General features: G+C 54.7%; 15 protein-coding genes. 8 read left to right on the forward strand and 7 right to left on the reverse strand.

Annotated features, from left to right (window positions below):
* Nucleotides 1-103 precede the first annotated feature (103 nt).
* Nucleotides 104-1,312: a glycosyltransferase family 2 protein gene (locus MW898_RS09740; RefSeq protein WP_373689884.1), complete on the forward strand. Its 1,209-nt coding sequence runs from the start codon at nt 104-106 to the stop codon at nt 1,310-1,312.
* Nucleotides 1,313-1,332: 20 nt separating this feature from the next.
* Here the strand turns inward: MW898_RS09740 and MW898_RS09745 are convergent, their stop codons facing one another.
* Complete coding sequence (locus MW898_RS09745) at nt 1,333-2,466, reverse strand: glycosyltransferase family 4 protein (protein ID WP_248906733.1); 1,134 nt, start codon at nt 2,464-2,466, stop codon at nt 1,333-1,335.
* A 167-nt stretch (nt 2,467-2,633) separates the two neighbouring features.
* On the opposite strand from MW898_RS09745, the gene MW898_RS09750 reads away from it, so the two are divergent.
* From MW898_RS09750 to MW898_RS09760, 3 genes are all read left to right on the forward strand, one after another.
* Nucleotides 2,634-2,882: a hypothetical protein gene (locus MW898_RS09750; RefSeq protein WP_248906735.1), complete on the forward strand. Its 249-nt coding sequence runs from the start codon at nt 2,634-2,636 to the stop codon at nt 2,880-2,882.
* Between the two features lie 12 nt (nt 2,883-2,894).
* The gene (locus MW898_RS09755) at nt 2,895-4,418 is read left to right on the forward strand and encodes a flippase (RefSeq protein WP_248906737.1); all 1,524 of its coding nucleotides are present in this window, start codon (nt 2,895-2,897) and stop codon (nt 4,416-4,418) included.
* A gap of 135 nt (nt 4,419-4,553) precedes the next feature.
* Nucleotides 4,554-5,117 (forward strand): SCP2 sterol-binding domain-containing protein, encoded by a 564-nt coding sequence (locus MW898_RS09760; protein ID WP_248906739.1) that lies wholly within the window; start codon nt 4,554-4,556, stop codon nt 5,115-5,117.
* Between the two features lie 30 nt (nt 5,118-5,147).
* Here MW898_RS09760 and MW898_RS09765 read toward each other — a convergent pair whose 3' ends face one another.
* Nucleotides 5,148-5,642, reverse strand: a complete 495-nt coding sequence (locus MW898_RS09765) for a macro domain-containing protein (RefSeq protein ID WP_248906740.1) — start codon at nt 5,640-5,642, stop codon at nt 5,148-5,150.
* 159 nt (nt 5,643-5,801) lie between these two features.
* Here MW898_RS09765 and MW898_RS09770 point away from each other — a divergent pair, with 159 nt between their 5' ends.
* A complete protein-coding gene (locus MW898_RS09770) occupies nt 5,802-6,992 on the forward strand; it encodes an alpha-hydroxy-acid oxidizing protein (protein ID WP_248906742.1) in 1,191 nt (396 codons plus the stop codon).
* 11 nt (nt 6,993-7,003) lie between these two features.
* On the opposite strand, the gene MW898_RS09775 is transcribed toward MW898_RS09770, so the two are convergent.
* From MW898_RS09775 to MW898_RS09795, 5 genes are all read right to left on the reverse strand, one after another.
* Nucleotides 7,004-7,975 (reverse strand): LLM class flavin-dependent oxidoreductase, encoded by a 972-nt coding sequence (locus MW898_RS09775; RefSeq protein ID WP_248906744.1) that lies wholly within the window; start codon nt 7,973-7,975, stop codon nt 7,004-7,006.
* Nucleotides 7,976-8,108: 133 nt separating this feature from the next.
* Nucleotides 8,109-9,011, reverse strand: a complete 903-nt coding sequence (locus MW898_RS09780) for a mechanosensitive ion channel family protein (RefSeq protein WP_248906746.1) — start codon at nt 9,009-9,011, stop codon at nt 8,109-8,111.
* 248 nt (nt 9,012-9,259) lie between these two features.
* Complete coding sequence (locus tag MW898_RS09785; RefSeq protein ID WP_248906748.1) at nt 9,260-10,942, reverse strand: Coenzyme F420 hydrogenase/dehydrogenase, beta subunit C-terminal domain; 1,683 nt, start codon at nt 10,940-10,942, stop codon at nt 9,260-9,262.
* Nucleotides 10,932-12,638, reverse strand: coding sequence for a nitrite/sulfite reductase (locus MW898_RS09790; RefSeq protein WP_248906750.1), 1,707 nt, complete (start codon nt 12,636-12,638; stop codon nt 10,932-10,934). Before MW898_RS09790 ends, MW898_RS09785 begins: the two co-directional genes overlap by 11 nt.
* Before the next feature lie 423 nt (nt 12,639-13,061).
* Entirely contained in the window at nt 13,062-14,369 is a 1,308-nt protein-coding gene (locus MW898_RS09795) for a polysaccharide deacetylase family protein (protein ID WP_248906752.1), read from the reverse strand.
* Nucleotides 14,370-15,405: 1,036 nt separating this feature from the next.
* Between MW898_RS09795 and MW898_RS09800 the strand changes: the two genes are divergently transcribed.
* From MW898_RS09800 to MW898_RS09810, 3 genes are all read left to right on the forward strand, one after another.
* On the forward strand, nt 15,406-16,551 hold the full coding sequence (locus MW898_RS09800) for a thiolase family protein (protein ID WP_248906753.1): 1,146 nt from the start codon (nt 15,406-15,408) through the stop codon (nt 16,549-16,551).
* Between the two features lie 66 nt (nt 16,552-16,617).
* A complete protein-coding gene (locus tag MW898_RS09805; RefSeq protein WP_248906755.1) occupies nt 16,618-17,409 on the forward strand; it encodes an enoyl-CoA hydratase/isomerase family protein in 792 nt (263 codons plus the stop codon).
* Between the two features lie 177 nt (nt 17,410-17,586).
* A complete protein-coding gene (locus tag MW898_RS09810) occupies nt 17,587-18,441 on the forward strand; it encodes an SDR family oxidoreductase (RefSeq protein WP_248906757.1) in 855 nt (284 codons plus the stop codon).
* The last annotated feature ends 865 nt before the right edge of the window (nt 18,442-19,306 follow it).

A 19,306-nucleotide genomic window follows, 5' to 3' on the forward strand; every position in this document is an offset into this window, starting at 1 on the left:
ACTAAAACAGAATTTATAACGACTATTGGTACACGTGTCATCTAATAGTGACGTTTTTCGAGAAGATGTTGTTCGTTCTGACGGTGAATCGTCACTCGAAGTCATCGGGAGAGATGGCGAAATAGATGGAGACACAACGAGCAACGAGGAGAGCACAGCTGAGGAAACGAACGCAGTCCTCCTGTCCGCAGACAGCGACCAAGTGCCGACGATAAGCATCATCATTCCCACGCTGAACGAAGAACAGGGGATTGGTGAGTGTATCACTCGCATTGAGCGCGCGCTCTGTGAGTTAGAAATCACGGGTGAGATCATCGTCAGCGATAGTTCGACGGACCGAACACCAGACATCGCACGAGAACGAGGGGCGATCATCGTCGAACCGGATGCTCCGGGGTACGGCTATGCGTACCGGTACGCGTTCGAGCACGCTCGCGGAGCGTACATCGCGATCGGAGACGGCGATACGACCTACGATTTCGAGGAACTCCCACGGCTCTATCGGCTCGTCGAATCGGGACCGGCCGATATGGCAGTGGGAAGTCGACTCGCCGGAACGATCGAACCGGGGGCGATGCCGTTGTTGCACCGATACATCGGCAATCCGTTGCTCACGAAATTCCTGAACGTATTCTATGGGGCCGGAGTGTCTGATGCTCACAGTGGAATGCGTGTGTTCTCGCGGTCGATGCTCGAACAGCTCGAATTCTCGACCGACGGGATGGAGTTTGCGAGCGAGATGATCATGGAAGCTGGCGAGCATGGGTTACGAATCGACGAGCGGCCAATCACGTACCACCCACGGACTGGTGATGCGACGATAGACAGCTTCCGTGACGGCTGGCGGCACGTGCGGTTCATGCTCGTGAACGCCCCTGGGTATCTGTTTTCGGTGCCCGGTCTCGTGATGGGAGCAATCGGGCTGTTCGTCATGGCACTCGCGTACTCTCCGATCACCATCTTCGGTCAGCCGTTCGGTATCCACTCGCTGGTTGCCGGGAGTCTGCTGACGCTGATCGGCTATCAGGTTGTGAGCCTCGGTGCGTTCACTGCTGTGGCTGGTGATCCGATCCAAACACCGAACGATCCGATCACGAAGTGGATCGTCGGTCACGTCCGACTCGAACAAGGCGCGTCGGTCGGTCTTGTCGTGTTCGTGGCAGGAGTCGCTTATTCATCGTATCTGGCCTACGAGTGGATCACGACATCAAATCTCCCATTCCCAATGAGTAGTATCGTCGCGCTCACAGCGATTGTACTCGGTCTCCAGATCATCTTCGGATCGTTCTTTCTGAGTGCGATTGCAGAGTGAACAGACAGTTGACACAAGTACTACGCGTGGGATGAGGAATCGATCACGCGCTGGTAGATTTGCTCGGCGCGGTCGGTAATTCGGTTCCAGTCGTAGCGCTCTGCAAGCGTGGTCGGATCGGACGGTGGTTGGTCACCGTCGAGAACCCGCTCCAAGCGGTGGGCAACTGCCTCGGCGGTCGGGGAGACGAGAAAGCCGCCGTCACCGACGACCTCACTGGCGGCTGAGTGTGGGTGATCGGCTGCAATGACGACACAACCGGCGGCCATCGCCTCAGCGACAGTGATACCGAACCCCTCCCGTGTCGAGGGAGAGACGAACACCCGTGCGGCGTTCATGTATCCGAGCATCTCTTCGCGCTCGAGAAAACCGAGAAAAGAGATCTGATCACGACACGAGAGATCATCGGCGTGACGTTCGAGTGCATCTCGACGGGGACCCTCACCGATAATCCCGAGTGAACAGTCGGGGGGTGCGATCGAATCGAAGGCCTTGATCAAGATTTCGACGTTTTTTTCGGCGATGAGTCGTCCCACGAACAGAACATCGAAGCCGTCCTCTGCTTCCTGTACCGATCGAATTCGATCGACATCGATCCCGTTCGGAACGATGTCGATACGATCTCGCACAGGACCGATAGCGGCTAACCGATCTGCGGTGACACCCGAAACGGCGATCGGGTGTTGGGGTGTCTTCGCCGTGAGTCGCTCTATTAATCTGCCACACGGCCCGAGCAGCCCGAGATACTCATTCCAGTAGGATCCCCACACTTCGTGCCACGTCGTGATGAGTGGCGTAGCTGTCCGTATTGCGCTCGCCTTGGCGGCGAGAACGGGGAAGTACGGAAACACAGAAGCGACGACAAGGTCGTGGTCGTCGAGCGCACGATGGAGCACGAAAAGCAGATCCTTCGAGAATTCAATCGCCTCCGTGATCGAACGACGGTCACCCACGTACAGGTCCCGCGCCGGACTCACCGCCCGAAGCGTCACACCCTCGTGAACGGTATTCTTGGGACCGTCCCAGAAATGTCGTCCGTAGATCGTCACCTCGTGACCACGGGCAGCGAGCCGAGTACTGATCTCGTAGATCCGCTTTTCCGCGCCGCCCGTGACGAACGGGTACACGACATTCGAGACGAAAGCGACATTCATGTGATGGTATCTGATTTCACGAGGGATAGCACACAGAACGCTGTTTCGATACGGAACGACCAATCAAGAGAGATAACTAGTTGGAAATTGTTAGAAAATAAAACGATGAAGAACGAGAGTAAGACAACGGTTATATTATACGTTGGTGCCACCCAATCGACAAAAGAATGAAGCCATCTACATCGACGCAGGAGTATACAACCGTCCAATTACCGACAAAGAGTGTTGCTGTACTGGAAGAACGCGTTCGATCGACCGAATTTGACTCCGTCTCCGCCTATCTCACGTTTCTCATCGACGAACTCGCACACCAGACAGACAATAGCGACGACGCTCCTGACAGCCAGCAGGCCAAGGGAATGGACGATGAAGCGATCGAGCAACGCCTTCGATCGCTTGGCTACCTGGACAACTGACACAGTATTAGCATGTCAGAGACAGCCTCTGCCTCAAGTCGTATTGCGAGCGGTGCAGTCGTCGTGTTGGTCGGTCATGTAATCGGAATGGGGCTGGGGTTTAGCACGCGTATACTCTCAGCTCGTCTCTTGACGCCGAGCGAATACGGAGCACTCATACTGGGCGTCACAATCATGACTGTTCTGGCGCTCATCGGACAGTTGGGACTCCGACAGGGCGTTCCGAGATACATTCCGATCGACGAAGATCCAGCGTCGGTCTCTGTCACGGCGTTTCAGTTGACGATCGGTTCGTCACTCGTGCTCGTCGGTGGGACCATTCTCTTTTCCGAGCAGATCGCACGACAGCTCGCTGGTGTAAAATTCCAGTCGCTCATCATCGTTTTTGTCGCAGCTGCTCCGTTCCTCGCGGTTCTCGAAATCGCGGCTGGGATCTTCCGCGGAGCCGAAGACGCGCTCACGAAAGGGCTGGTCTACAACGTTTTGCACCGTTTCTCAGTGTTTGTGCTGTTAGTGGTGGCCGTTGGTGCCGGGTATGGCCCGCTCGGAGCGGCTGTCGGTTGGGCGAGTGCTGTTGCCGTGACTGCGGTCGTCGCCGTCGTTCTGGTGCGAAAAACCGCGCTTCCCGAGCGCGTTCGTTGGCGCACGGTTGACATGGACAAAGCCCGCAAACTGGTGTCGTTTTCCATTCCGCTGATGGCAGCGAGCTCGGTCTGGCAGCTGATGCAACAGATAGACACCCTCTTCGTCGGGCATTTTCTGACGACAGCGGGCGTCGGTGTCTACGATGCGGCGTTCATTCTCAGCCGGCTGATTCTGGTTTCGCTGTGGGCGTTTGGCTTCCTACTCCTTCCGGTCTTCTCGCAGTTAGGGGAACAAAACGCGCACAGCGAGATGGACACAATTTACAAATCGATAACAAAATGGATGGTCGTCGTGACGGTTCCTGGTGTTTTGTTTCTGATTGGATTCGGTGATGCGCTCCTTGCCTCGATATTCGGAGCCGAGTACGAGAGTGCCACAGGACCGCTTGTCGTCCTCAGCACGACGTTTTTCCTCCACATCGTCGCTGGTCCAAACAAGGAGGCGCTGGTCGCAATTGGCGAAACCCGCTACATACTCCGTGCGAATCTGGTGACGTTCGTCGTGAACCTCGCGTTGAATCTTACTCTCATTCCGGCGATCGGTATCCTTGGTGCAGCGATCGCAACCGGGAGCGCATACACGTGTATGAACGTGCTCGTCAGCTACCGGCTGTACGCACAGACGGGCATCCATCCGTACTCCCGTGCAGTCGCGTCCCCACTCCTCATTGCTGTGATCCTATTCGGAATCGTCGAGTACGGAACCCGCTCGATCGAACCGACGATTCCGATCATCGGTGCGGGACTGATCCTATTTCAGGGGATGACAGCGGTAGCGTACGTCATCGGTGGAGGAATCGAGAACGCAGATATCGAACTCCTCGGACAGTTAGACGACCGGCTCTCGATCGAACTGGAGGGCGTAATTCAACTTGCCCGCCGGTTCTCCTAGAGTGATACTGCTCTCTCACCAGCGGCGTCATGGGAGTGAGACCACCGCTGTTCCCAGCGGGCGCTGATCAATACTAAAACGTCCATTCATTCGAGGTGATAGAGCTATCCGTTTCGTTCCAGAGATAGTAGCAAGATGACTGACGAAATTGTCAAGCGGATCGAAGCAACACTTGAGGAGCCCGACGACAGAATTGCAGCGGAGCTACCGGGACTGCTCAACGAGATCGATGGGCAGACTGAAGAACTCCTCCTCGAACATCCAGCGCTCTTCGCCCGGATCACCCAGCGGATGGATGCGGTAGATATCGGATCGTTCGCCACCGAGCATCCCGAAACGGTCGAACAGTTTCAGTCTATGCTGTGGACAGGAATGGGACTGCTCGTACAGGCAAGCCCTGACGTTCGGGAGTCGATCACCGAAGACATCACCGTCAATTTCGAGGCGACCGACGCACCGATGACAGGACATCTCGAAGTGCGCGAGGAAGAGCAAACGATCGACGGTGGAACAGAGCTACTCGAAAATCCCGACATCACCATCACTGGATCGGCCGACGAACTCGTCGGGCTCATCACCGGAACCGTCGATCCGATTCAGGGATTCATGCAACAAAAATACGAAATGGATGGCTCCATCCAGAAAGGAACGCGGCTTGCCTCAACGATGGGACAGCTCACGAAGCTTCTCCCGAGCTGAGAGAGCAGCCTGCCTTCAGTTCACCGAACGTCACTCATCCCGTGCGATATCACTCAGTAGTTCGAACGCCTCATCCCCGTACGCAATCACACGCACGTCGCTCAACGATTCGGGATCGTACTCGTTGATGATTCCACAGATAATTTCGAGGCCTGCCCGGAGATCGAAGCCCGCGACACCACAGCCAATAGCGGGAACCACGAGCGATTCACAGCCGAGATCGTCGGCGAGCACGAGACTATTCCTCGTTGCATCGCGGATACTGTCGGCCGACGCCTGTCCGCCTTCCGGCATCGCTGCAGCGTGGATGACGTACTCACACGGGAGGTTGTATCCACCGGTTTCGACCGCACCTCCCAGCTCGATCGGTCCGTTCGAGATGGCTTCCTCGTTGAGTGGTGCACCGCCACCCTTCCGAAGCGCTCCGGCAACGCCAGATCCCATGCGAAGGCCGGTATTCGCTGCGTTCACGACAGCATCCACGTCCTGTCGAGCGATATCTCCTTGAATGATACCGAATTCCATGGATGCTCTACGAACCTCCAACAGAATACAGTACCGCCCCGACGAATATGACAGCACAACTCGATGCAGTCTCCCCAATACGACAGATGCACACCATAGTACATAACAAAATACACACAGATCCTGTTTGTTATATTGTGTTAACCCGAGGGATCTGACATGGTCGAGGATCCCAGTGAACTGTACGGTCAACACCGCCAGCAGGACGTCTACGCGATGGGGATGCTCGCCGATCAGCGTCCCGATATCCCTGTCCGGTATGAGGAGCTCGAACGGGACGCCATCGAAGCGATGAGCGACCGGGCAGCTGGGTACGTTGCTGGCGGTGCTGGTAGCGAGGACACGGTGACAGAGAACCGCCGCTCGTTTGCTAACTGGCGTATCGTCCCACGGATGGGGCGCGACGTGAGCGAGCGTGACCTCCACGTCGACATCCTCGGACAGACGTGGGACGTACCGCTGATGATCGCACCGCTTGGTATCCAGACGATCATTCACGAGGACGGAGAGCGTGCGACCGCGCGGGCCGCGAGCGATCTCACGCTCCCGATGTCTCTGAGTTCGGTCGCTTCCTACCCGATGGAAGACATCGCTGCGGAGCTAGACGAGACGCCAAAGTGGTTCCAGTTGTACTGGTCTTCCGACTGGTCGATCACTGAAAGCTTCATCGAGCGAGCGGCGGACGCCGGATTTGATGCCATCGTAGTCACTGTCGATGTCCCAATTCTTGGCTGGCGCGAACGCGACATCGAGCAGGGGTATCTCCCGATGCTCGACGGGGAAGGGCTTGCGAACTATTTCACCGATCCCGCGTTTCGCGCGTCGCTCGATGTCCCACCCGAGGAAAACGAGGACCGTGCTATCCAGCAGTTCCTCGATATCTTCGGTGATCCGACGCTCACGTGGGACGATCTCTCGGATCTCTGTTCGATGACTGAGCTCCCGGTCGTCGTGAAAGGACTTCTTCACCCCGATGACGCGGAGCTGGCAATCAAACACGGCGCGGACGGCGTCATCGTTTCGAATCACGGAGGGCGACAAGTCGATGGAGCCATCGGTGCACTCGATGCTCTTCCGGGGATTGCCGATCAGATTGGTGACCGCGTTCCCGTGCTCTTCGATAGCGGCGTTCGCTCTGGTGCGGATGTTGTTACAGCGCTCGCGCTTGGGGCTGATGCCGTTGGCATCGGCCGACCCTTCGCGTACGGACTGGCACTGGGCGGTGAAGATGGCGTCCGTGAAGTACTCACGAACATCCGCGCGGATCTCGATCTCACGCTCTCGAACGCCGGACAGACGACCGTTACCGATCTTGACCGCTCACTGCTCCGAGAGGAGACCATACACTGAGACCACGCCGATCACAGTGCTGTGGGTGCGAGGGCTTCGATCGTCTGATCTGCGAGTTCCGTCGCGTTGTTCGGGATCGTCAGCATCGGACGGTCGATGGTATCCATCGATAGGAGTTCTCGTAACTGCGCTCGGGCCTGCTCGGGCGTACCAGCGACACCGAGCGCCGTGAGCATTGAGTCGGTAACTTCTGATGTGGCCGCTGTACGGTCGCCATCGCGCCACGCCCGTGCGATGCGTTCAGCTTTCTCCGGAAACTGTGTGGCGACCGCCCGTTCGTAGCCTCGACCGTTGCCGACGTAGTAGGCGATGTGTCCCCGTATCGCGTCACGTGCCTCTGTAGGATCGTCCGACACCGCCGCCGGAACGTACGGAGCGACGGTAATAGCGGAAGGGTCGCGTCCCGCGCTGTCTGCGTGTTCAGCGATATACTCGAACGATTCTGGAAGTTCGGGGAACGGAATGTTGTGTGGTATCCAGCCGTCACACAGTCGGGCAACGACGCGCCGGTTCGCCGAGCCGAGTGCAGCGTGGTAGATGGGTACGTCGACACCGAGCGACGGAAAGTCAGCAGTCTGGAAGACTTGTCCCTCGTATGAGACGCGCTCGCTTCCAAGATAGGCCCTCGCCAGCTCGATGGTCTCGTGTGCGCGCCGCACTGGGTTCTCGAACGACATCCCGTGAAGATCCTCAACGGCTTTCTGTGTGCTTGTCCCGACACCAAGCGTGAATCGACCATCGGACAGTCGATCAAGCGTGGCAGCAGTCATGGCGAGGACGGCGGGCGTTCGTGAGAATACGTTCAAAATAGCAGTGCCGAGTTCGATGTCGTCAGTACAAACAGCGAGTTCGGCCAAGCGAACGACCGAACTCGAACCCCACAGCTCAGGTATCCAGAGTGACTCGTATCCAAGCGATTCCGCGTTGTGCGCGAATTCCGTCGACTCGACCCCGAACGGTGGCAGCAACAATCCAAGACGCATAGCACCACAAAGAGAGGGAGACGATAATTACGTTGTGGCAGATGTGGAGAAAATATCGAAACGAGAGATACGGTCGCCGATGTGCAGTGACGCACACCTGTCGAACAGCACAGAAAACGGAGGGATTCGATTACTACCCAGACACAGGATCTCGCTGGTCGACCAACGGGGTGTCGGCCAGTTCCGAGACAGCGACCTCACCAGTGAGTTCCGTGTAGGGGTACGGGATATCGATGCCTTCCTCATCGAAGCGTTCTTTCACCGCTTCGACGAAGTCAGATCGAACGCGGACGTATTCGCCTCGGGTGGGGTTGCCGATCCAGACTCGGCCAGCAAGACCAACGTACGAATCGCCGAGTTCGGTGAGTCTAACGGACGGTTCGGGGTTGCTGAGGACTCCATCAATCTGCTTTGCTTCCTCAACGATGATGCGTTTTGCTTGCTTGATGTCGTCGTCGTACCCGATGCCAAAGAGGAACGGGAGCCTGAGCGTGTCGTTCGAAACGGGGTTCGTGACCGGATTGTTAGCGAGATCGGAGTTCGGGACCGTAATTACCTCGTTGTCGAACGTCTCGATCTTCGTGGTTCGGAGTTGGATCTCGCGCACGACACCCTTCATGCCGTTCCACTCGATCCAGTCACCGACGTGGAACGGCTCGTCGCGCAGAATGAAGATGCCAGAGACGAAGTTGCTGATGAGATCTTGGGCGGCAAAACCGATTGCCAGCGCCAACGCACTGGAGAGCGTTGCAAACGCAGCCATCACCACTTCGAATCCGGCGATGGTCGATGCTGCCGCGACCGAAACGAGTAACGCAAGCACCTCCGCAACGCTCACTGAGAGGCTGATAACAGTGGCGTTGACGCCACGAGACTGCATTCCTTGCTGAACGCCGTGCTTGAACAGCCGCTTTGAAACGTAGTAAAGCGCTACGAACGCGACGACGAAGGTAACGAACGTTATGATTGCCTCAATCATCTGCCCTTGGATGTTCGCAATGACATCCGTTGATGGTTGCAGTGGTATAGGATTCATCGGTAGCAAACAATGTCAACTGCCCCATAGTGATTTCGGTTTGTATCCAAAAACATCAAGAAATTGTATTAAATGAATGTATATAGCACTGTCAATTTCGATACGTAGAAGCGATCGAATCAAACTGTAGGATATAATTAACAAGTACTAGACACTGGTGGGGCGATTGCTACATCCCCCGTACACCGTGCAGCGCCAACGACCGAATTTTGAAGCGAGATTCTGTCAAATCAGAGCTATTATTGAATTCAGTGAGCCGCATCGTGAGGGTTGAGTTCGGTGTCGTACTGTTCGGCGTGATCAGTGTAGTCGATGAATCTCGGTGCATCGGGATCGAACGGACGTTCGAGCGAGTCGAACGCCTTCTTTTTGTCCCAGCCTTGGAGCTTCCCGATCGCGCTCCGGTCTTCGAGGTCGTGAAAGTCGAGGTCGTCTTTCGTGATCTCCCACGCCTTCATCCCTTGTTCGGTCCGGATGATGACGCTCGAATACTCTTCGCTGCTCCCGACCGACCCCACGGTCAGGTCGGCACAGAACCCGGAGAAATCCGCACACTCATCACAGCCTTTGAGCGCAGCGTCGTGGAACTGTTCGACATCCTCTTCGAGAATCATCTCACCTTCCTGATTATAAGCCATCATCTTCCCGTGGAGCACGTCGAGTTTCCCGATCTCGTCTGGAGAGATGCTCCGCTGTTCAGAGAGCTGCTCGCCGATGAGTTTGTAATAATTGAAATTCTTCGTGCACATCAACGCGATCGTGTAGTCGATCGCTCGCACACCCGCGTTCTGGGACTGGTAGTCCCACTCGAAATCCTGAAGCGCGCGGATGCCTTCGATTTCACACGGCGTTCCAACGAGCGCCAACGAGAGTTCGTCCCACGATTTGTCCGGAAGTTTGTCCTCCCACTGCTTTACGTTGAGATTTCCGAGCGCCATCGTCTGGTTGTAGAAGCTCCCGGCGTTCTCGATCAGCTCGTCCGGCGTCGTCGCAAGGAAGGATTCGGCCTTCCACGGCTCCGCATTGGATTCGGTGGCGATGAGTGCACCGTCGATCTCGCCTGCTTCGAGCAGGTGGATGAGGACGCTCGTGACGACGCCGCCGTCTTGGGCATTTTCGCGCCACGCGTCGTCCACTTTCGCTGAGAACTCCGTGATTGGATCGCCCGCTCCTTTCACGTTGTCTTCGCCGCCGGTGATCTTCCACTGGCGCTCGTACCGGAGACCACCCCGTGGACAGAAGTCCCAGCACAGAGAACAGCCGGTACACATCTTCACGAGCTTTGGCAGCCCGTCATCACCGATTCCGATGGAGTCGGAAGGACAGGCAGCGACGCACGTCCCACACTGGATGCATCGATCCGCCTGCACGACCGCTTCGTCGAGTTCCATGAACCACGTCTTCTCATCCGGCGTCTCGATGTCGTTCATCTCCGAGCGGATGCTGTAGTTCGGGGTGTCAAGTGTGGTTCCGTCGGGAACGCCGACGCGTTCGGCCGGTGATCCATCGTCAACGTCTTGACTGGTGTTCTCCACCGGCGGCGTGAACTCGATATTTTCTAGAGTACCGTCCGGACTGACGTTCGTGGGAACGGTGCCACCGTCTGCGACCGGTTCCGACGTGGATCTAGTGTGATTGCTCTCAGCGTTCGGTGAATCACCGGTACAGGTACAAGTACAGCCATCCGCACAGCACTCGGTCGTGGAAACGTGTGAAAGCGATGACGAATGTGATGGAGACGATGAGTGCGGAGCCTGATGGTACGTGATTGGTTTCACGCTGTGATCGTCCTCGGTCGCACGATCACCCGAGACCGGTGTATTCACCGGCGGAACGTGGACGTCCTCGGTGTCCTCAACCGCAGGCACACTCGGAAGCGGCTGGGATTGGTCTGCTTTCGAGGATTCGCTCTGGGTTCGATCAGTCGCCATGTGCCACACCCCCGGAAACAGTGGCATCAGCCCGTTGCATGACTGATCTGAGCTGATCGTTGTCCACCCGTCTGCACCACTCGTAGAAGCGTTCACCGTTCGTGCGTTCCTCGGCGTAAGCGGAGAATAGCTGTTCGAGAGCCGGAATCACAGCGTCTGTCGGGACAGCTGTCTCGACCCAATCGAGAAACGCGTTGTCTCCGCCGAGACTCCCGCCGAGACCGAAGTCCATTCCTTCGACGATGGTGTCTCCTTCCTCGTTGCTACTCTCGTCCGATTCGTCGAGTTTGACCGTCTCTCCACGAAATCCGATATCCGCAATTTGCGGTTGGGCACACGAAGCAGAACACCCGCTCATGTGCATGCGAACGACCGCTAGATCGTCTGGGGTCTCGATGCGCTCATCCAAGACCCGAGCCCATCGTTTCACGCGCTTTTTCGTTTCGATAATTCCGTAGTTACAGAACTCGCTCCCGGTGCAGCCGACTGCACCGCGAGCGAACGGACCGGGGTCGGGCTGATAGTCGGCGGCGAACGGCTCGGAAACGAGATCATCGATCGAATCGTCTGGCACGTGCGTGATGATGAAATTCTGGTCGGTTGCGAGTCGGACAGATGCCTCGTCGGTACCGTACCGTTTGGCCACACGGGCAGCTTCGGCGAATTCGTCACCGCCCATCCGTCCAGCGATGACGTTGAAGCCGGCGTACGAGAGTCCGTCCTGTTTCTGTTCGTGAACGCCGACGTGATCACCGGTGTACCCGTCGGTGAGATCGACGCCCGTCTTGCGCAATGAGACCGAGCATCGCTCCCGAATAGCGTCTTCGAACGCATCGGGGCCGAGTTGCTCGACGAGATATCGCATTCTGCAGACGCCACGGTTATGGCGGTCACCCAACTCTTTGAACGCCTGCGCAACAGCACGGCAGAACTCGATCGTGTCCTCGGGAGGGATGAAAACATCGAGACGAGAGGCCATCCGTGGCCCATCCGAGAGACCGCCACCGACGCGGGCGTGAAAGCCGTAGTACCACTCCCCGTCAATCTGCTTTTTTGCCGGCGTCAATCCGACATCGTTGATCTGTGACTGGGCACAGTCCTCTCGACAGCCAGTGATCGTCATTTTGAACTTCCGGGGGAGATTCGCGTACTCACGGTTCCCCGTGAAGTACTCCGAGACAGCCTCGACAACTGGCTGGGCATCAAAGCACTCGTGATCATCGAGACCGGCAGTCGGACAACCGAGAACGTTTCGTGCACCGTCACCACAGCCCTGAACCGTCGTGAGTCCGACGGCCTCGTATCGCTCCCAAATCTCAGGGATATCCTCGATTTCGATCCAGTGCATCTGGATGTCCTGTCGGGTCGTGATGTCGAGGAACGCATCGCCCCACAGTTCGTTTTGCTCGTGTCCACCGAACTCGTCGGGGGCGGTTGCAAACTCTTCTGCGACTGTGCCGATGACCTCTGCCTGCTCCGGCGTAAGGTATCCACCAGGAACCTTCGTACGAAGCATAAAGTAATCCTCATGCGGTCCGTGCGTGTACAATCCTGCCCACTTCAGGCGTTCCCACTCGCCCTTTCCGGCACGGGCTTCGATCTCATCGAACGTCAGTTCTCCGGCAGCGTACTCACGAACGTCATCGATGACATCAAGTGGATGTTTTTCCTGTTTCCAGCGTTCGACTGTATTCATAACACCCTCACGGTTGTGTTCATATAGAGGAGTCTCCACTGTGGTTGTAAGTCTGTGTTGCGGCCAGTCATGTCACAGCTATCCAAATGAAGCTATTATCGCTGCTATATGAGACGCACAACCGTGATACGATACGAGAAACGATCGTCTGATTCGTGCGTTCGGCGCTGATTGTACATGGTGGAGGCGTCGATTTCGTATAGCTATTGTCATCAAATTGTATGACACAACTATTAGTGCTATTACCCATGCGAGAGCGGCGTTTAGGGATGCGCTTTGTCAGAGATAGCGGATAAGACAACCGATAGCAGGAGAGATCACTCTCGATACGGGCTTTGTGTCCGATAGTCTACTCATTACGATCGTCGGGAGACGCCAACTGTACACGGTATGTGTTGCACTAAAATTCTCGTTATCAGTACCCTACCAGCCTTTCCCATCGACAAGCTGTGAGGGCGTGATGACATCCAGATCCGTGTTTTCGACATGATCGACGATCGCTTCGAAGGCGTCCACCGAAAGGGCGTCGTCGCCGCTACCGATGGCGTGGTAGGAGACGACAGCAAGCTGGTTGAACTCATTTGCAATGTCGAGCACTCGTCGGGTCCCACGAATATCAGTGCCCTGTACCCGAGAGATGAAACTCGGGTTGCTCGGGTGCTGTGCGTTGTTGGGACAGGCGCCGAACAGATAGCCCGTCTCGAAGAGCTCATCGATGAGACTGAGCGTCGCCTCGTTCACTCGGTTATACGGGGCAACGAAATGACGTGCACCCTTTTTAAAGCCCATGATTTTGAGGTACTGTTGAGCCTGCTGAAGGATCCGGCGTTGTTCCTGTTCTTTCAGATTCGGGAGGAGCTCGCTCGCGTGAGCGATCATATCCCAGTTCGCATTGCCCATCTCTTTCATCATCTGGTCAGTCACCCGGTCTTGTGCATTAACGGCGTCAGGAATGACACCCACGGAGCCGGGCCAGCCGTTCTCTTTCAGAATCGGGTAGGCTTCTTCGTAGGCAGAGATGTGACCGTCGTCGAACTGGAACATCACCTTGCCCTTCGTTGGCTTTGGGAACGTGCGAAGATCGTCGACCAACACCTGAAATTGGTCATCGATCGGTCCAATCTGGAGGCGCACTTCCGAAACATTGTCCATGACGGGCTCACCCCTCTTGCTAGTGTACCCGAGATCGAAGCGAACCCACCCGTCTAGCTCAAGCGGAATATAGCGAGTCGCTGTGAGCATGGAGCTCTCGGCGGGCGCGATGATTTCTGCGGCTATTTTGATGTCTTTTGGCTTGTTTACCTTCACCGCAAGCGAGAGATCGTGTTTGCTGAGATCCAGCGCATCCGGATAGAACGATCTAAAAATTTTTGCGACCGGTTTTTCCGCGTTCTTCTTCGGTTCCAGTACAAGCGATTGGCTGCCCTGAAACGCGTCCTGTTTCGTGACCGTATACTTGCCGTAACTGATCCCCCAACGAGAACTGACATCGCCTTCAAAATCATCGACTGCTGTCCCGCGAGTGGATGAGTCGTTATTGTTGCTACTGCCATTTCCGTCCGTTCCGGGAGATGTGGTTTCGTTACTGCTCGTCTGGGTTGGCTGAGGAGATGCTGTGGGCTGTTTCGATGAACTCCCACCGCCAGTGATGTTCGAGCAGCCAGCAAGCGAGGCAGTTCCTACGACACCAACCGTTGTAAGGAACCTCCGACGAGTCGATTGTCTCTGCATGTGTTGTCGTAGAGTATCGTATTGAATCCATCATACGTTTTGTGGATGGTAAAATCCACATACCAATTAAGTGTGATTAAACTACTTATTGTACATTTGTACATTCATAATGCCTACGCCATTATGCAATATATCTACTATCCATAACAAATAATTCAGTTTTTTGTTACCGCATACTCATATACAGGTCATATAGAATCGAAAGCTATATTAGACCAATCACATCCAATACACAACAATAATGTATTAAATGTATGGAATTATATATCTCATATACAACTCGTGGATACTGGAGCAAGATGACATTCTTGTCTGTCCTGAGTTCATCCCACACTACCCTACATCTGTATAGTGTTAATACCAGTTATATGAAATAATCATTCAGTCTCTGCCACCGCAATCAATCACCGCATTACCCAACAAAAATAATAGAACATACATTTCACTTTATCTAATTTATCTTATACAATATTTGGAGATTATCACGCTATCATTGGCTTGAGAAGAGGTGTTTCGAGATAGATAGATTAGAATTTTGCTGAAAGCATGCCTTTGCCTCATTATTGTGTACACTGTCTCATCCCACCTCTAATCATCTCCCGATTGGCATCCGAGTTCAACAGCCACAGGCTATTACGGTCGTGCTATGGTGTACAACAAAAGTATTATAGTATAATTATTCATCGTCGAGTGTCCAATACGTCTAAGGTTTGTAGTTTCGCCCTTCAATTTCTTATGTGTATCTCACTCACAGAATAGACATCATCTTCGTACTCAAAATTCGATTGGAACGAGGTACCAATTCACTCAAATTTGGTTGTACAGCGTTAAACAGAACAGCCATGACAAACGTAGGACTGTCACCCCTGTACGAGGGCACCAATTGATGAAATTTATTGGTGGAGAGATCTGGATCAGAGAACACGTTGTTCCTGCGAGAAGCTCTTGGATTCGAGAATCACACGGTAACCGACCATATTTTCCGTGTTGTATGACAATTTACTTAATTCATCTACACGTACTATCTGGTATCGACATGCAAGAAGCAGTCATTATTGATGGCGTTCGGACGCCGTTCGGCAAGCAGAACGGGGCATTCAGCGACACACATCCACAAGATCTTGCAGCCGAGCCGTTGTTGGCGCTCGAAGAACGAGCTGGCTTCGATCCTGAGGTGATCGAAGACGTAATCTACGGCTGTGTGACACCGATTGACGAGCAGGGGCTGAATATTGCGCGGCTCGCACCCATGGTCGCCGGCTGGGGTGACGGAGTTCCTGGTGTTCAGTTGAACCGGATGTGTGGCTCCGGTCAACAGGCGCTCAATTTCGCCGCTGGTCAGATACAGTCGGGAATGCACGATGTGCTCATTGCGGGCGGTGTCGAGCACATGTCCCGCGTGCCAATGGGTTCGGACGGTAGTTCCGTTACGGAGAGTTACTTCGAGCAGTTCGATGAACTCACCACACAAGGAGAAGGTGCAGAACGCATCGCCAAACAGTGGGGATTCACCCGGGACGACGTCGATGAAATCGCTGTCGATTCTCAACACCGGTGGGGTGAGGCGTGGGGAGCGGGTCACTACGACTCACAAATTGCGCCTGTCGAAACCGAACTCGACGGAGAGTCCATCACGGTTGAGCAGGACGAACACCCTCGTCCAAGCACCTCGAAAGAGGTGCTCTCGAACCTCCCATTGGTGTTTCGTTCGGACGACGGCGTCATCCACGCAGGCAACTCCTCCGGTATCGTTGATGGCTCGTCAGCACTGTTAGTAGCGAGCGCCGAGACCGCAGCGGAGCACGGCTGGGAACCGATGGCCCGGATCGTCGACAGTCACGTCGTTGGCGTCGATCCCGTCACGATGCTCACCGGACCGATTCCGGCGACACAAGAGATACTCGATCAAAACGACATGACTGTTGACGATATCGACCTGTTCGAAGTGAACGAGGCGTTCGCTTCGGTCATCTGCGCGTGGCTCGAAGAAACCGGTGCAGACTGGGAGCGGACCAACGTCAACGGTGGTGCAATCGCTCACGGGCACCCGCTGGGAGCAACCGGTGCTGCACTCGTGACGAAGCTCGCTCACGAACTCGAACGCACGGGCAAAACGACCGCACTCTCGACGATGTGTATCGGATTCGGACAGGGAATTGCCACCATAATCGAACGGGTCTGAGAGACTGCTACTCATCACGTTCTGTAGAGCGAAGAAATTATCACGTTTCGCAACACCGATCACGCAATGAGCGAGGATGCAGTAGTGCTCGACATCGAGGACGGAATCGCAACCATCACGCTGAACCGTCCCGACACGAGAAACGCACTGAGCGAAGAGGTATCGACCGGTATCGTCGACGCGATACGAACGATTGAGGAGAGCAATGCCCGCGTCGTCGTTATAACGGGAAGCGGCGGCTCGTTCTGCGCTGGAGGAGACATCAATGCAATGGCAGAGCTGATGAGCGGCTCCGCCGAACTGTATGAGGCTGTTCGGCGCATTCATCAGAAGACGAGTCGCGCTATCCAACGCGTCTACGAGTGCCATCTCCCGACGGTTGCGAAAATCGATGGCGCTGCGTTCGGTGCTGGAGCGAATCTCGCAATCGCGTGCGACATTCAACTCGGTAGTGCAGACGCGAAGATCGGATTTGGCTTCCAGCAGGTTGGACTCGCGATTGATACCGGCACGTCGTATCTCCTTCCCCGAGTCGTCGGGATAAACACCGCGAAAGAGCTCGTGTTTACGGGTGAACTCCTTACGGGTGATCGCGCAGAAGAGATCGGACTCATCAATCACGTTTACGAAGAGAACTTCGAAGAACACGCCGCCGACTTTGTCGAACAACTCGCGCAGGGACCGACCATCGCGCTCGAAACCTCAAAGCGCGCGCTCAATCAGGGACTTGAACAGTCGCTCGATCAAGCGCTGACCCGCGAAGCTGCTCATCAGGCCGCTGTCTTCGAAACCAAGGACCACCGTGAAGGCGCAATGGCGTTCATGGAAAAGCGCGATCCCGAGTTTACCGGCGAATAGAACGGATCGCTATTCGGTGTCCGATTACGGGAGCCTTCGAATGAGTTGATCAGATCGTTCCTTACTTGGTCTGCGCTATGCAGTGTTGTCGTTCCGATATCTAAAGAGCAGATTGACACGGGGGGTGACGAGTTAGGTTCCCATCACTTATGCCAGCGGACGCTGAGAGAGATACGTATGGTGTCCAAGCCCGATTTGAGCGGTCGAACCGCATTCATCACAGGAACGACGAGAGGGATCGGCAAACGAATCGCACTCGGTCTCGCAGAAGCCGGTTGTAATATCGTTTCGACTGGGAAGACGGTCGAAGAGGACGGAGATCTCTCGGGAACCATCCATCAGACTGCCCAAGAGTGTGAAGACAACGGAGTTGAGTCACACGCCATTCAGCTAAACCTCCGGGATGAAGATACCGTTTCGGCCGCTGTAGAGGAGGCAATCGACGTCTTCGGTGAGATTGACATTGTCATCAACAACGCGAGCGCCATTCAGCTGTCTCCTGTCGAAAACATGCCCGCGAACCGATTCGATCTGATGACAGATGTCAATGTTCGTGGGACGTATCTCACTTCCCGAGCGTTCATTCCGCATCTGAAGGAGATCGGTGGCGGCCACATTCTGACGAACGCACCACCGGTAACAAAAGACAGATCACCTGGAAGCGCCGCGTATGGGTGGTCGAAACTCGGGATGACGTTCGTTACGCTATCGCTCGCTGGCGAACTCAAATCCGATGGGATTGCAGCCAATGCGTTCTGGCCAGTGACCGCAATCGATACGCGCGCAACGCGATACTTCGGAATGGGAACTGAAGACGACTGGCGCTCGCCCGATATCGTGTCTGATGCGGTGCTCGAGATCCTCCGCCGCGATCCGGAACAGTTCACTGGCAACACCGTCTACGACGAGGATATCCTCCGTGAAGCCGGTGTCGAGGACTTTTCGCAGTATAACATCACAGACGGCGACCCGGCACCGATGTCAGCACAGATGTTCGATCCCGACTACGAACGATCCGATTTCTCACAGTAGATCGTCCGAGTCGTTGTCGTATCTGGTATCCGTTCGAAAAGCCGAAGAATCGAGCGAGCTCGTTTTGCGTTATGAACGTCGGACCTACTTACGTGGCTCGTGAGATCGGCGAGCGTTCTGGTCAGTCAGATTGGTAGATGAAAGTAATTGCACCTTTTATAGCAATATTATTGAGTTAATTATATGAAACCCAATAATGTTTCGATGACATTCCTACAATTCAGAAGATTACAGCACCCACACTCACATTCCGAAAATGGGACCAATGATGATCACATAGTCAGTATCGCCGCTCTATCTAATGTCCCTGTTATGCAGTTAGAATCTATTGTACATACAGTCGATTTTCAGCACGCTAACACCCGATTCACCAGTATTTTATGATAAAATTGCAGTGAAAAACGACAGATATGCAGATATTGGTTAATTTCAGAACCGAAAGCACACATTCCTACGTCGATATCTCCCTCTACAGATTACAGCTGACTACTGCTTTAACCGATACAGTGTAATCAAAATAAGTATAATTAATTCTGTTCAATGAGGTCGGGGAAGGCATCGAACACGTCGAAATCAATCTGAAAATAGCACTCAATCTTTGTAATGTATAATAGAATACTACAGAATCCCCGATCTGTCTGTGTGTGCCGTCGAGCGGCACAAGTCAAACCAGTGCAGATGCGGTTTTTACGAACATCACCTTCCGAACGAAGGCTGACTTCATCACTGCGAACAATTCTCCAGACAGGAGATGGCTGTTTCAGCGATGTTTGTTCACGAGTGGTAAGTGAGGAGAAAACAGTGATAAATTATCCCACGTTCTTTTTATAGATTACATCCATACATCTGTAAAGGTCAAACCAAG

It is taken from the genome of Halocatena marina (assembly GCF_023276375.1).
Classification (GTDB): Archaea; Halobacteriota; Halobacteria; order Halobacteriales; family Haloarculaceae; genus Halocatena; species Halocatena marina.

Bases quoted from the DNA above. Each gene is read 5' to 3' on its own strand.
- MW898_RS09745 (WP_248906733.1), bottom strand. From the start codon at position 2,466: ATGAATGTCGCTTTCGTCTCGAATGTCGTGTACCCGTTCGTCACGGGC.
- MW898_RS09750 (WP_248906735.1), top strand. From the start codon at position 2,634: ATGAAGCCATCTACATCGACGCAGGAGTATACAACCGTCCAATTACCG.
- MW898_RS09755 (WP_248906737.1), top strand. From the start codon at position 2,895: ATGTCAGAGACAGCCTCTGCCTCAAGTCGTATTGCGAGCGGTGCAGTC.
- MW898_RS09760 (WP_248906739.1), top strand. From the start codon at position 4,554: ATGACTGACGAAATTGTCAAGCGGATCGAAGCAACACTTGAGGAGCCC.
- MW898_RS09765 (WP_248906740.1), bottom strand. From the start codon at position 5,642: ATGGAATTCGGTATCATTCAAGGAGATATCGCTCGACAGGACGTGGAT.
- MW898_RS09770 (WP_248906742.1), top strand. From the start codon at position 5,802: ATGGTCGAGGATCCCAGTGAACTGTACGGTCAACACCGCCAGCAGGAC.
- MW898_RS09775 (WP_248906744.1), bottom strand. From the start codon at position 7,975: ATGCGTCTTGGATTGTTGCTGCCACCGTTCGGGGTCGAGTCGACGGAA.
- MW898_RS09780 (WP_248906746.1), bottom strand. From the start codon at position 9,011: ATGAATCCTATACCACTGCAACCATCAACGGATGTCATTGCGAACATC.
- MW898_RS09785 (WP_248906748.1), bottom strand. From the start codon at position 10,942: ATGGCGACTGATCGAACCCAGAGCGAATCCTCGAAAGCAGACCAATCC.
- MW898_RS09790 (WP_248906750.1), bottom strand. From the start codon at position 12,638: ATGAATACAGTCGAACGCTGGAAACAGGAAAAACATCCACTTGATGTC.
- MW898_RS09795 (WP_248906752.1), bottom strand. From the start codon at position 14,369: ATGCAGAGACAATCGACTCGTCGGAGGTTCCTTACAACGGTTGGTGTC.
- MW898_RS09800 (WP_248906753.1), top strand. From the start codon at position 15,406: ATGCAAGAAGCAGTCATTATTGATGGCGTTCGGACGCCGTTCGGCAAG.
- MW898_RS09805 (WP_248906755.1), top strand. From the start codon at position 16,618: ATGAGCGAGGATGCAGTAGTGCTCGACATCGAGGACGGAATCGCAACC.
- MW898_RS09810 (WP_248906757.1), top strand. From the start codon at position 17,587: ATGGTGTCCAAGCCCGATTTGAGCGGTCGAACCGCATTCATCACAGGA.